13 protein-coding genes are annotated in these 12,322 nt (G+C 62.3%); 11 read left to right on the top strand and 2 right to left on the bottom strand.

What is annotated here, in order from left to right:
- Positions 1-7: 7 nt before the first annotated feature.
- Positions 8-454, top strand: a complete 447-nt coding sequence (gene nrdG, locus QUG01_RS01040; RefSeq protein WP_500828495.1) for an anaerobic ribonucleoside-triphosphate reductase activating protein — start codon at positions 8-10, stop codon at positions 452-454.
- Here the strand turns inward: nrdG and QUG01_RS01045 are convergent, their stop codons facing one another.
- The gene (locus QUG01_RS01045; protein WP_500828496.1) at positions 455-2,296 is read right to left on the bottom strand and encodes a hypothetical protein; all 1,842 of its coding nucleotides are present in this window, start codon (positions 2,294-2,296) and stop codon (positions 455-457) included.
- A gap of 629 nt (positions 2,297-2,925) precedes the next feature.
- Between QUG01_RS01045 and QUG01_RS01050 the strand changes: the two genes are divergently transcribed.
- The gene (locus tag QUG01_RS01050) at positions 2,926-3,363 is read left to right on the top strand and encodes a hypothetical protein (RefSeq protein ID WP_500828497.1); all 438 of its coding nucleotides are present in this window, start codon (positions 2,926-2,928) and stop codon (positions 3,361-3,363) included.
- Positions 3,364-3,620: 257 nt separating this feature from the next.
- On the opposite strand, the gene QUG01_RS01055 is transcribed toward QUG01_RS01050, so the two are convergent.
- Positions 3,621-4,682, bottom strand: coding sequence for an NAD(P)H-dependent flavin oxidoreductase (locus tag QUG01_RS01055; RefSeq protein ID WP_500828628.1), 1,062 nt, complete (start codon positions 4,680-4,682; stop codon positions 3,621-3,623).
- 52 nt (positions 4,683-4,734) lie between these two features.
- On the opposite strand from QUG01_RS01055, the gene QUG01_RS01060 reads away from it, so the two are divergent.
- The 9 genes from QUG01_RS01060 to rseP all read left to right on the top strand — a co-directional run bounded on the left by QUG01_RS01060 (position 4,735) and on the right by rseP (position 12,316).
- Positions 4,735-4,923: a hypothetical protein gene (locus QUG01_RS01060; protein WP_500828498.1), complete on the top strand. Its 189-nt coding sequence runs from the start codon at positions 4,735-4,737 to the stop codon at positions 4,921-4,923.
- A gap of 160 nt (positions 4,924-5,083) precedes the next feature.
- The gene (rpsB, locus tag QUG01_RS01065; RefSeq protein WP_043624984.1) at positions 5,084-5,815 is read left to right on the top strand and encodes a 30S ribosomal protein S2; all 732 of its coding nucleotides are present in this window, start codon (positions 5,084-5,086) and stop codon (positions 5,813-5,815) included.
- A 72-nt stretch (positions 5,816-5,887) separates the two neighbouring features.
- Positions 5,888-6,754, top strand: a complete 867-nt coding sequence (gene tsf / locus QUG01_RS01070; protein WP_103316842.1) for a translation elongation factor Ts — start codon at positions 5,888-5,890, stop codon at positions 6,752-6,754.
- A gap of 91 nt (positions 6,755-6,845) precedes the next feature.
- Positions 6,846-7,565: a UMP kinase gene (gene pyrH / locus QUG01_RS01075; RefSeq protein ID WP_103316840.1), complete on the top strand. Its 720-nt coding sequence runs from the start codon at positions 6,846-6,848 to the stop codon at positions 7,563-7,565.
- A 77-nt stretch (positions 7,566-7,642) separates the two neighbouring features.
- Entirely contained in the window at positions 7,643-8,200 is a 558-nt protein-coding gene (gene frr, locus QUG01_RS01080) for a ribosome recycling factor (RefSeq protein WP_500828499.1), read from the top strand.
- Between the two features lie 10 nt (positions 8,201-8,210).
- Positions 8,211-8,966 (top strand): undecaprenyl pyrophosphate synthase, encoded by a 756-nt coding sequence (uppS, locus tag QUG01_RS01085; protein WP_500828500.1) that lies wholly within the window; start codon positions 8,211-8,213, stop codon positions 8,964-8,966.
- Positions 8,967-8,972: 6 nt separating this feature from the next.
- Positions 8,973-9,779, top strand: a complete 807-nt coding sequence (locus QUG01_RS01090; protein WP_103316836.1) for a phosphatidate cytidylyltransferase — start codon at positions 8,973-8,975, stop codon at positions 9,777-9,779.
- 15 nt (positions 9,780-9,794) lie between these two features.
- Complete coding sequence (gene ispC / locus QUG01_RS01095; protein ID WP_500828501.1) at positions 9,795-10,979, top strand: 1-deoxy-D-xylulose-5-phosphate reductoisomerase; 1,185 nt, start codon at positions 9,795-9,797, stop codon at positions 10,977-10,979.
- Complete coding sequence (rseP, locus tag QUG01_RS01100) at positions 10,973-12,316, top strand: RIP metalloprotease RseP (RefSeq protein WP_500828502.1); 1,344 nt, start codon at positions 10,973-10,975, stop codon at positions 12,314-12,316. The genes ispC and rseP overlap by 7 nt, the downstream gene beginning before the upstream one ends.
- Positions 12,317-12,322: the final 6 nt, after the last annotated feature.

Genomic DNA, 12,322 nt, shown 5'->3' on the forward strand with positions numbered 1-12,322 from the left:
TGCGGCCATGAATTATGACCGCTATTACACCTGCGATCTGCTCAATGGCGAAGGGGTGAGGGTGACGCTGTTCGTCACCGGCTGTCCGCATGCCTGCCCGGGCTGCCACAACCCATCGACCTGGGATCGCAAGGCGGGCCGGCCGTTCACGCCAGAGGTGCGCGAGCAGTTGCTGGCGCATTGCGCCAAGCACGACGGCCTGAGCCTGTCGGGCGGCGATCCGCTGCACCCGGCCAATCGCGGCGAGATTCTGGACTTGTGCCGGTGCTTCAAGGCCCGCTATCCGGACAAGGATATCTGGCTATGGACCGGCTACCGGCATGAGGAAGTGGCTCAGCTGGATATTCTGCGCTACGTCGATGTGCTGATAGACGGCCGCTACCGCCAGGACTTGCCGACCAGCAAGCCCTGGCGGGGGTCGGATAATCAACGGCTGATCAGGCTGAACACTTGATCAGGGACAGTTGTTGCTGCCGCTGACGCAACTGACGTAATTGCTCTCGAAGCCGAGGTTGCTGCGGTCTCGTCCGTACAGCGCGAGCATCTTGTAGTCGCTGGCGGCCAGCGTCAGGCTGGACAGGTTGAAGCTGGCGCTGCCGGCGCTGCCCAATTTGCCGCCCAGGTCGATGTGGACGGGATTGTTGCAGCTGCCGCTGTTGCAGAATGAGGCATCATGCGGGACGACGCTATTGCTGCCGGTCCAGGAGAAACTCAAGGCGCTGCCCTGGGCGCTGGCGTAGTTGGCCAAGGCGCTTTGGCTGGCGCTGTCCAGCGTCAGCCAGGGCAGTGTCGCCAGTTGAGACGATTGCGGCGGCACACCATCCACGCGCGTGACGACGCTGGTGATCAGGCTGCTGAAGGCATTGTCGGAGTAAAGATCGATCTTCACTTGCCGCCCGCGCTGGAAGAAGGCGGAGATCAGTGCATCGCCGGAGGCGAGGCTGCCATTATTGAAGCCGTCCAGGCCCAGCCATGTGCTGCCGCAACTGCTGCCTTGCATGGTGAGCCAGGATTGGCTGGTGCAGCCGGCATTGCTGAGCGTGGCGATAGGCGTGCTGTCCCAGCCGGTGCCGGCGGCGTTGCGTTGATAGACCTTGGCGGACTGGATCACGTTGCTGACGCCATTGGCGCCGGTATGGATCTCAAAAGAAATTGCGCGGTAATAGCTGGGTTGCGGGTTGCTGACGCCCACTCTCAGCGTGCGCTGCACATTGGCGTTGACGTGGATTTCATACGGCGACGCTTGGCCCAGCAGTTTCCATGCCGTTGCGCCGCTGCGCAGCACGACTGCCATCTCTGCCCCCTCCTGCACGGTGTTGCCGTTGATGACATCGAAGCCGACAGTGCAGATCTTGTCGTTGCCGGAGAAGTCGCAATCGCGCAGCGTGGGGTTGGCGACGCTGCCGCCCAGCAAGCCGTCTTGCGACAGGAAGCCGCAGATCTGCGAAGCGAAATTGCTGGCGTTGAGGGTTTGCTGGTTGATGCTGAGCGTGAACTGCGGATCCAGCAGGCCGGCGTTGTTGTTCAGCACGGTGGCGCAGGCGCTGGCGCTGCTGCTGCCGGCAGCGCTATTCAATGCTGAAAATATCTGGCTGATGCTGGTCAGGTCCAGGCCCAGCCCATTGAGCAGGGTGCCGTCGTTCAGGCTGCCGGATTGGCTGCCGCCATTGTCCACGTAGAAGTTGCTGCTGCCAAAGCGTCCCTCCAGCTGCACGAAGGTATGGCCGTTATTGGTCCCGGTATTGGCGGCGATGGCGTCCAGCACCTTGTCCATGCCGGTGCGATTGGCGCTGAAGGCCGTGGTGGTGAGGTCGGCGCCGCTATTGAGGCCGGCTGCGGTCAGAACTTGCGATAAAGCGCCCTGCAGGGTTTGCTGGCTGCTGCTGAGCGCGCTGGCGGACGGCGCGCCGGCGGTCATGATGTTGGCGGCGTCGCTGCCGCTGGCCAGCGTGACCAGGGCGGTGGTCAATGACGTGACATTGGCGGTGCCCGCGCTTTGTGCCACGGCGTAGTGACAGGTGTAGACCGCGTTGACCAGGCCGCAGGCCTGCAGTCGGAAGGGCGCGGTCAGCGCGCTGACGTCCAGGTTGCTGTAACTGCCGTCGCTATTGACGCTGACGCTGGCGGATTGGCCGTTGGCCCCCAGCACCGTCAGCGTGGCATTCTGCATCGGCGCGCCGACCGCCACGGTGCCGGACAAGCTGCTCGATCCCGAACCGCCGCCACCACCTCCACCACCACAGGATGCCAGCATGAAGCAGCATCCCAGCCAAAACCATGCAGCTTGAGCCTTCATTGCATTTCTCCTTCGCGGTTTGGCCGATGGCGGCCGGTGTTTTCAGACTAGTCAAAGGCGATGTTGAATGCATGGCGGATTGCTGCTTGTCGCACGTCAACGTCGCCTGGCGGTGATGCGCTGGCTTGCGGCCTGTTGTTCGTGCATATGGGCTGGCTCGGCATGTTCATGCGTAGCCTGTCGCTGACTTGGCGCGCTCTGTGCTGCAAGGCGGCGGTTGGACCATGTCGTTGCGGTTTGCGTTCTGGTTGAGGGGAGGGCTGGCATTTATGTCAGCATATTAATTGTCTTTTTAAGTTTAATATCAGCTGCATCTAGATGTCTTTATCATTCCGCATTTCCTTGGCGGGCAGCTGGGCCAGATGTGCCGGCTGTTTAAGTTGCCAGTCTCCCCGGTTCATGCATTCCCTCGCTTGCCTCTGATCGGCTGCCTCGTTCCATCAATCTTTGATAGTGGTAGGGTGGGGCGGTCTGAATGGGAGGGTTCTTGATAGGGCAGTCTTGCGCGCAATCCAGTGTTGGATCCGGAGGCGAACATGCGCGCCCCGGCTCGGCGCCTTGCGGTTTGGGCGTTTGAGGTTTGTCCTTGCATGGTGCGGTTGAGCATTTTTTGGTAAGGAGTCGGTATCATGAACACCAGACACTCTGCACTACGTATCACGGCATGCCTTGCGGTTCTGGCTTTGGCATCTCTGGCTTCGCAGGCGTTGGCCGAGAGGCAGCCGCCATCGCGTTTCGCGGCGGCGGCCGTTACCGCGGCGGCGGTGACGGTAAGCAAAACTTATAGCGTCATCGTGAATGTCGACGGCACGCTGGCAGTGGGGCCGGCCGGCGCGGCGTCGGACAATTTCGGCAGCAATATCGGCGCCTTCGAGGTGATTTTCCCCAGCAATGTCTCCCAGTGCGTTTATACGGCGACGATAGGGGATGCGTTGACCAACTATCCGGCTTTCGGCCTGATCAGCGTGACGCAGCGAGCCGGCAATCCGAATGGGATTTTCGTCAGGACCGCGGATATCAACGGCACGCCAAACGACCATCCCTTCCATCTGCACGTGCAATGCTGAAGCGGGCGCAGGGTGATGGCGCGCAGGCCATGGCGCGGGAATCCCGCTGAGGCATGGCTGCCGCGGGGATCCGTAACTTAAGCCGCGCGTCGTTTCGCTGCGCCATGTCTGTCGCCCTGGCCTGATCAGGCTTTGTCTGCCGCCGTCCCGTCGCGCTTGCGCGCTCTGGCCATCCGCAGGCTGCTATGGGGCGGCTCCGCGCCGGGTATCGCCCTCGTCGATTGGGGCTTGGTTTCCATTGACGAGGGTTTTGTCCGTTAGCGATAGGCGGTCAGCCGGGTTCGGCACTGTTCTGCCTCATGCATCAGGCGTTCGAACAGTTCAGCCACTGACGGTATGTCGTCTATCAGGCCCTGGGCCTGGCCTATCAATTGCACGCCCTTTTCATGGTCGCCGTCCTGGATGGCGAGGCGGATGGATTCTGTCGCGGCGCCGAACAGCGCCAGTTGGCGCAAGGCTTGCGGCTGCTTGAGCATGCCGCCTATCGCCACCTTCAGCACGGGCATCCCCATGCGCCGGGCCACCGCGCTGGCGCGGAAGGCGGCCGGCATCAGCCCCAGTGGTTTGCGGCTGGCGCGGCGCGCGGCGGGGGTGTCCATCATTCGGCACCATAGGCCGTCGAAGTTTTTCGAATACAGCGTGTCGGCTACGCCGCGCTGCAGCACCATATCCTTGGTGTTGGCATGCACCGGGCTTTCCCGCGTCATGGCGAGCCGGGTGCCCATGGCGACGGCGTCCGCGCCCAGCGCCAGCGCCGCGATGAGGCCGTCGCCGCCGGCAAAGCCGCCGGCGGCGACGATGGGCAGCGAGCTGGCGCGCCGGATCGCCGGCACCAGCACCAGCGAGGTGACGCTGCCGCCGTGCGCCGCAGCCTCGTGTCCAGTCACCAGCAAGGCGTCGGCGCCGCATTTTTGCGCCGAGACGGCGTGCTTCTCCGTGACCACCGTTGCCAGCACTTTGCCGCCGTAGCGGTGCGCCGCTTCGGCGATCCAGTCTCCCTTGCCCAGCGAGTAGTTGATCACCGGCGCCTGTTCTTCCAGCGCGACCCTTGCATTGTCGGCGGCGCCTGGCATCATCAGCGTGCAGCCGACGCCGAAAGGCTTGTCGGTCAATTCGCGGATGCGGCGAATGGCGGCGCGGGTGGCGTCGGCGGAGAGCGGGCCGGTGGCGAGAATGCCCAAACCGCCGGCATTGCCGACGGCGGCGACCAGTTCCGGCGTGGCGATATAGCTCATGCCGGGGCAGAGCAGCGGGTGCTCAATGCCAAACAGGCGGGTGATGGCGGTGTGCATGATGGCGGCTGATGGCTGGTTTACAATGACGCCTTATTGTTGATGTATTTTCTCTGCAATTCAAACGATTGTTTTAATTATGACGCTGATCGTGCTGATGGCTTGGTTATATGTGGTATTGATGTTGTCTGTGGGCCAGGGCAGCATCATGGGTGGCGCGGCGGTTTTCTTCTTTCTGGGCGTGCTGCCAACCTGGTTTGTCGCATGGGTGGTACGCAACAAGCTGCGACGCCGCCGCGCGGAGCGGGAACAGGGACGGAAAGCTTGAGGCGGAAGGGTTTCCGGTGCTAGAATCTTGCGTCCTTGCCATATTGGCTGGGATTTTAATCAAAACTACGCACATCCGCGCCAAAGGGTGCCCGGCGGAACCAGTTTCCAGAACGGGTTGTCTGCGCGGATGGAGGCTTAACCCTTTTAGGAGTTTTTGCATGTCCACCAACGTTACCATGCGTCAAATGCTTGAGGCCGGCGTTCACTTCGGCCACCAAACCCGCTTCTGGAACCCGAAGATGGCTAAGTACATCTTTGGCAGCCGCAACAAGATCCACATCATCAACCTGGAAAAGACCCTGCCGCTGTTCGTGGAGTCCCAGGAGTATGTGCGTCGTCTGGCTGCCAACAAGGGCACCGTGATGTTCGTGGGCACCAAGCGTCAAGCGCGTGAGATCGTACGTGAAGAAGCTGCCCGTTGCGGCATGCCGTTTGTCGACCACCGCTGGCTGGGCGGCATGCTGACCAACTACAAGACCGTGAAGCAGTCCATCAAGCGTCTTGAAGAAAAGCGCGCCATCCTGGAATCCGCCGGCGAAACCGGTTACAACAAGAAAGAACTGCTGGACCTGCAGCGCGAAGTTGAAAAGCTCGAGCGCTCGCTGGGCGGTATCAAGGATATGAAGGGCCTGCCGGATGCCATCTTCGTTATCGACACCGGCTACCAGAAGGGTACCATCGTCGAAGCCAAGAAGCTGGGCATTCCGGTGATCGGCGTTGTTGACACCAACAACTCCCCGGACGGCATCGATTACGTGATCCCGGGTAACGACGACTCCAGCCGCGCCATCCGTCTGTACGCTCGCGGCATCGCCGACGCGGTACTGGAAGGTCGCGCGCACTCTCTGCAAGAGATCGTCGCTGCCGCTGAAACGGCCCAGGCCGAGTAAGCGGACCAAAAGGGGCGCAAGCCCCTTTTTTTGGACCCGATTGTTTACGTAATCCAACATTAGGAGTGAAGCATGGCGGAAATCACCGCAAAAATGGTTTCGGATCTGCGCGTGGCCACCGGCCTGGGCATGATGGAGTGCAAGAAGGCTCTGGTTGAAGCGGAAGGCGACTTCGCCAAGGCCGAAGAAATCCTGCGCATCAAGTCCGGCAACAAGGCCTCCAAGATGGCCGGTCGCCTGGCTGCCGAAGGCATCATCGGTTCCTACGTCGAAGCTGGCGTGGGCGCGCTGGTTGAAGTGAACTGCGAAACCGACTTCGTGGCCAAGGATCCGACCTTCGTCGCTCTGGCTACCGCCGCAGCCAAGGCTGTCGCCATCGCCAATCCGGCTGACGTGGAAGCGCTGGGCGCGGTTGAAGTGGACGGCGTGCAAGTGGAAGAAATCCGCAAGGCCGCCATCGCCAAGCTGGGCGAGAACATGACCATCCGTCGCTTTGTTCGCTACCAGACCGAAGGCGCGATCGCTACCTACCTGCACGGCGCGAAGATCGGCGTGATCGTCGACTACGCCGGCGCCGAGCAAGTGGGCAAGGACGTAGCCATGCACATCGCCGCTTCCAAGCCGCTGTGCGTGTCCAAGGATCAGGTTCCGGCCGAGACCCTGGAACAAGAGCGCAAGATCTACACCGCTCAGGCTGCCGAATCCGGCAAGCCGGCCGACATCGTCGCCAAGATGGTGGAAGGCCGCGTGAACAAGTTCCTGGCCGAAGTGACCCTGCTGGGTCAGCCCTTCGTCAAGAACCCGGATCAGACCGTTGAAAAGCTGCTGGCCGAGCAAAAGGCCTCGGTGAAGGCGTTCGCCATGTTCGTGGTGGGCGAAGGCATCGAGAAGAAGGTGGTGGATTACGCCGCTGAAGTGGCTGCCGCCGCCAAGCTGTAAGCCTGGCGCTACCGCTGTACCGACGGCACCCTGCATGCAGGGTGCCGTTTTGCAAACTGAAATACCATAAACCGCCAACACCGAGGACATCATGAGCCAAGTTCCTGCCTATAAACGCATTCTGCTGAAACTTTCCGGCGAAGCCCTGATGGGCGATGACAGCTATGGTATCAACCGCGCCACGATCGAGCAGATCGTCGGCCAGATCAAGGAAGTGGTGGAGCTTGGCGTAGAAGTAGGCATCGTCATCGGCGGCGGCAACATCTTCCGCGGCGTGGCGCCGGCGGCGGCCGGCATGGACCGCGCCACCGCGGACTACATGGGCATGATGGCCACCGTGATGAACGCGCTGGCGCTGAAGGATGCCATGACCAAGGTGGGCCTGATCGCGCGCGTGCAGTCCGCGCTGACCATGCAGCAGATCGCCGAGCCTTATGTGCGCGGCAAGGCCATGCAGTACTTGGAAGAGGGCAAGGTCGTGATCTTCGCCGCAGGCACCGGCAACCCCTTCTTCACCACCGATACCGCCGCCGCCCTGCGCGGCATGGAAATGAACGTCGACATCATGCTGAAGGCCACCAAGGTGGACGGCGTGTATACCGACGATCCGAAAAAGAACCCGGACGCGGTGCGCTACCAGACCCTGACCTTCGACGAAGCCATTTCGCGCAATCTGAAAGTGATGGACGCCACCGCCTTTGCGCTGTGCCGCGACCAGCAGCTGAATATCAAGGTGTTCAGCATCTTCAAGAACGGCGCGCTGCGCCGGGTCGTGCTTGGCGAAGACGAAGGCACGCTGGTACACTGCTGAGTTTGAAAATTGCTGAAGGCGAAAACGGCAATGGCCGTTTTCGCCTTGTTATTTGAAGTTTCGATTGGGAGTGCGACATGATTAACGAGATCAAGAAATCGGCCGAACAAAAAATGCAGAAATCGCTGGAGGCGTTCAAGAACGACTTGGCCAAGGTTCGTACCGGCCGCGCCCACACCGGTATTCTGGATCATGTCATGGTTGACTATTACGGCAGCGATGTGCCGGTGAATCAGGTGGCCAACGTTACCCTGATCGACGCCCGCACCATCGGCGTGCAGCCGTGGGAAAAGCCGATGCTGGCCAAGATCGAGAAGGCCATCCGTGATTCCGATCTGGGTCTGAACCCGGCGTCCATGGGCGAAGTCATCCGCGTGCCGATGCCGATGCTGACCGAAGAGCGCCGCAAGGACCTGATCAAGGTGGTGCGCGGCGAGGCTGAGGGTGCGCGCGTGGCCGTGCGCAATATCCGCCGCGACTCCAATACCGAGTTCAAGAACCTGCTGAAGGACAAGACCATCACCGAGGACGACGAGCGCCGCGGCCAGGACGAAATCCAGAAGCTGACCGACAAGTACACCGCAGAAATCGACAAGCTGCTGGCCGCCAAAGAAGCCGATCTGATGGCTGTGTAAGGGGTTGCTCTTGTTTTCCGCATCCTGGAAGGATACGCCGGAGGGGCGCGAGCCGCCCCGGCATATCGCCATCATCATGGATGGCAATGGCCGTTGGGCCAAGAAGCGTTTCCTGCCGCGCGTGGCCGGCCACAAGCGCGGACTGGACGCGGTCCGCGAGATCGTCAAGGCCTGCAAGGAGCTGGGCGTCGGCTATCTGACGCTGTTCGCGTTCTCCACTGAAAACTGGCGCCGGCCGCAAGAGGAAGTCAGCTTCCTGATGGAGCTGTTTCTGCGCGCGCTGGACAATGAGGTGGAGCGTCTGCACGGCAACAATATCCGTTTGAAGGTGTTGGGCTCGCGCGAGCGGTTCAGCGCCGAGCTGTGCGAGCGCATCGATCGCGCGGAGCAGAAGACGGCCGGCAACGACGGCTTGGTGCTCAGCATCGCCGCCGATTACGGCGGCCGCTGGGATATCGTGCAGGCTGCCAATCAGCTGTTGCGGCAGGGCGCGACCGAAATCACCGAGGAGGACTTGAGCCGCCAGTTGACGATGTCCTGGGCGCCGGAGCCGGATTTGTTCATCCGCACCGGCGGCGAGCAGCGCATCAGCAATTTCCTGCTATGGCAGCTGGCGTATTCCGAGCTGTACTTCACCGATCTGCTGTGGCCCGATTTCGATCGCGCGGCGCTGGGGCAGGCCATTTCTTCCTACTGGCAGCGTGAACGGCGCTTTGGTCGCACCAGCGAGCAACTGCCGGAACATCTGCGCCGCGACCGACCCTGACCTTTCATGCTCAAAACGCGTATCCTGACTGCGCTGGTGCTGCTTCCGCTGATGCTGGCGGCGCTTTTCCTGTTTCCCGCCGCCGCCTGGGGCGGCTTTTCCTGGTTGATCGTCATTCTGGCCTTGTGGGAGTACTCCCGCATGGTCAAGATGCGCCTGCCGGAGCAAGCCGCCTACTTGGCCTTGTCCTCGCTGCTGGCGGTGATCGCCTGGTTCGGCCATTGGCACACGCATGCCGCCGTTCATGGCCTGGCGCTGGCGTTCTGGCTGGTTCTGGTGCCGGCCTGGTTGGTCAAGCGTTGGCCGATTCCCTCGGGCGCAGCGGCTTGGCTGCTCGGCTGGGCGCTGATGCTGCCGGCCTGGTTCGCCTTCATGGAGTGGCGGCCGGAGCCGACGCGGCATGACGCCTTGGCCTTGTTGGCCGTGATGGGGCTGGTTTGGGTGGCGGACGTGGCCGCCTACTTCTCCGGCAAGGCCTTTGGCCGCCGCAAGCTGGCGCCGGCGATCAGTCCAGGCAAGAGCTGGGAGGGCGTTTACGGCGCCGTGGCGTGCGTGGCCTTGTATGTGGCGCTGGTTGATCACTTTGGCTGGCTGGACATCCATCTGCCGCTGTGGGGGCTGTTGTTGCTGGCTTTGCCGCTGACCGCGGTCAGCGTGTGCGGCGATTTGCTCGAATCCTGGTTCAAGCGTTCGGCCGGCATCAAGGACAGCAGCGCGCTGCTGCCTGGCCATGGCGGCGTGTATGACCGTATCGACAGCCTGATCGCCGTGCTGGCGGTCAGCAACGCCCTGCGCGCGCTGGGCGGCATGTAATTCTGGAAGGTTCACATGAGCAAACCTCAGGGTATTGCCGTACTGGGGGCGACCGGCAGCGTGGGCTGCAGCACGCTGGACGTGATCGCCCGTCATCCCGAGCGCTACCGGGTGGTGGTGCTGACCGCTCATCGCCAGCTCGACAAGCTGTTCGAGCAGGCAAGTCGTTTTCATCCCGATTATCTGGTAGTGGCGGATGCCGAATCCGCTGCGCAATTGCGCCTGCGTCTGGCCGATGCCGGCTTGGCGGGCGAGGTGCTGTTTGGCGCTCAGGCCTTGGAGCAGGTGGCCGTCTTGCCGGAAGTCGACGCGGTGATGGCCGCCATCGTCGGCGCCGCGGGATTGCCGTCGGCGCTGGCGGCGGCGCGCGCCGGCAAGCGCATCCTGCTGGCGAACAAGGAATCGCTGGTGGTGGCCGGCCGTTTGTTCATGGATGCCGTCCATGGCAGCGGCGCGAGTTTGCTGCCGGTGGATAGCGAGCACAGCGCGATTTTCCAGTCGCTGCCGGCGGGATATGCCGGCCAGCCCGATGCCGCCGGCGTCCGCAAGATCATTCTGACCGCTTCTGGCGGCCCGTTCCGCGGCAAGTCCGCCGCCGAGCTGTTGGATGTCTCCCCCGATGATGCCTGCCGCCATCCCAACTGGAGCATGGGGCGCAAGATTTCGGTCGACTCCGCCACCTTGATGAACAAGGGCCTGGAAGTCATAGAGGCCCGCTGGCTGTTCAATGTGCCGCCGAGCCGCATCGATGTAGTGGTGCACCCGCAGAGCGTGATCCATTCGATGGTGCAATATCGGGATGGTTCGGTGATGGCGCAACTGGGTTCTCCCGATATGCGCACGCCCATCGCGTGCGCATTGGCGTGGCCGGAGCGCATAGAAGCCGGCGTGGAGTCGCTGGATTTCTTCGCCCTGGGCGACTTGACCTTTGAAAAACCTGATATGCGGCGCTTCCCGTGCCTGCAGCTGGCTTTCGATGCGCTGGAGTCCGGTGGCGACGCGCCCGCGGTGTTGAACGCCGCCAATGAGGTGGCGGTGGCCGCCTTCCTGGAAGGTCGGATTCGCTTCATTGACATCCCGCGCATCGTGGCTGACACCTTGTCCGGCGTCCCGGCTGCAGCCAGCGATTCGCTGGCCGGATTGCTGGCGCGCGATGCCGAGGCCCGGCGCTACGCGGAGCAGAGGGTGGCCTTATGTTGACTGTATTCGCGTTCCTGCTGGCGATAGGCGTGTTGGTGACGTTTCACGAGCTTGGCCACTATTGGGTAGCCAAGCTGTGCGGCGTGCGCGTATTGCGTTTTTCCATCGGCTTTGGCACTCCCCTGTTCCGCTTCAAGCCGCGCGAGACCGAGTGGGTGATCTGCCCGATTCCGCTGGGCGGCTACGTCAAGATGCTGGATGAGCGGGAAGGCTATGTCGATCCGGAGGAACGGCCCCGCGCCTTCAACAATCAGCATGTGCTCAAGCGCATCGCCATCGTGGCGGCTGGCCCGCTGGCGAATCTGCTGCTGGCAGTTCTGTTGTACTGGGGCGTGATTGGCCAGGGCGTGCCGCAGCTGAAGCCGCTGATCGGCACCGTGGTGGCGCAGACGCCGGCGGCGGCGGCGGGGTTTCGCGATGGCGACCGGGTAGTCAGCGTGGCTGGGCGCGCGGTGTCCAGCTGGCAGGAAATCCGCCTGGCCCTGGTCGATGCCGCCATGTCAGGCGACGTTATCTCCGTGAGGGTGCAGAACGCCTCCGGCGCGGCGGCGGAGCGGCGCATCGATGCCGCCCGTTTTGGCGACAAGGCAGTGCAGGCCTTGCAGCAGGGCGATCCCGGCTTTTCGCCTGCGCGCTTTCTGCCGGCCGTGGGCGTTGTGGAGCCGGGCGGCGTGGCGGCCAAGGCTGGCTTGAAGCCCGGCGACAAGCTGTTGTCTGTCGGCGGCCAGCCGTTGCCGAGCTGGGAGGCTTGGGTGCAACTGGTGCGCAATAGCCCTGGCAAGGATTTGCAAATCCGCATCGAGCGCGATGGCAAGCCGATGCAGTTGAGCCTGCGGCCGCAGGCGGTGAGGCAGGATGATGAAGTGGTGGGCCGCATTGGCGTCGCGCCGTTGCCGGATGCGGCTTGGAACGACAAGCTGAGCTTCATGGTGCATTATGGCGTGTTCGGCGCCTTGCAGCAGGCTGCGGCGAAGACAGGCGACACCGCCTGGATGAGCCTGAAGTTCCTCGGCAATATGTTGATTGGCCACGCTTCTTTGAACAACCTGTCCGGTCCGCTGACCATCGCCAATGTAGCGGGGCAGACGGCGCGCGAGGGGTTGACGCCGTATCTGGAATTTCTGGCGCTGATCAGCATCAGCATCGGCATACTCAATCTGCTGCCCATACCGGTTCTGGATGGCGGCCACTTAATGTATTATGTCGCGGAGCTGGTAAGAGGTAAGCCTGTCAGCGAACGGGCGCAAATGCTCGGACAAAAAATTGGTTTCATATTGCTGGCGTCTTTGATGGCGTTTGCCATGCTGAATGATTTCAGCCGCCTATTTGGGGGTTAAAACGTA

This window comes from Chromobacterium sp. CCUG 76385 (assembly GCF_059916625.1).

What these genes read in the sequence shown, in the direction of transcription:
- nrdG (WP_500828495.1), top strand. Translation starts at nt 8, where the DNA reads ATGAATTATGACCGCTATTACACCTGCGATCTGCTCAATGGCGAAGGG.
- QUG01_RS01045 (WP_500828496.1), bottom strand. Translation starts at nt 2,296, where the DNA reads ATGAAGGCTCAAGCTGCATGGTTTTGGCTGGGATGCTGCTTCATGCTG.
- QUG01_RS01050 (WP_500828497.1), top strand. Translation starts at nt 2,926, where the DNA reads ATGAACACCAGACACTCTGCACTACGTATCACGGCATGCCTTGCGGTT.
- QUG01_RS01060 (WP_500828498.1), top strand. Translation starts at nt 4,735, where the DNA reads ATGACGCTGATCGTGCTGATGGCTTGGTTATATGTGGTATTGATGTTG.
- rpsB (WP_043624984.1), top strand. Translation starts at nt 5,084, where the DNA reads ATGTCCACCAACGTTACCATGCGTCAAATGCTTGAGGCCGGCGTTCAC.
- tsf (WP_103316842.1), top strand. Translation starts at nt 5,888, where the DNA reads ATGGCGGAAATCACCGCAAAAATGGTTTCGGATCTGCGCGTGGCCACC.
- pyrH (WP_103316840.1), top strand. Translation starts at nt 6,846, where the DNA reads ATGAGCCAAGTTCCTGCCTATAAACGCATTCTGCTGAAACTTTCCGGC.
- frr (WP_500828499.1), top strand. Translation starts at nt 7,643, where the DNA reads ATGATTAACGAGATCAAGAAATCGGCCGAACAAAAAATGCAGAAATCG.
- QUG01_RS01090 (WP_103316836.1), top strand. Translation starts at nt 8,973, where the DNA reads ATGCTCAAAACGCGTATCCTGACTGCGCTGGTGCTGCTTCCGCTGATG.
- ispC (WP_500828501.1), top strand. Translation starts at nt 9,795, where the DNA reads ATGAGCAAACCTCAGGGTATTGCCGTACTGGGGGCGACCGGCAGCGTG.
- rseP (WP_500828502.1), top strand. Translation starts at nt 10,973, where the DNA reads ATGTTGACTGTATTCGCGTTCCTGCTGGCGATAGGCGTGTTGGTGACG.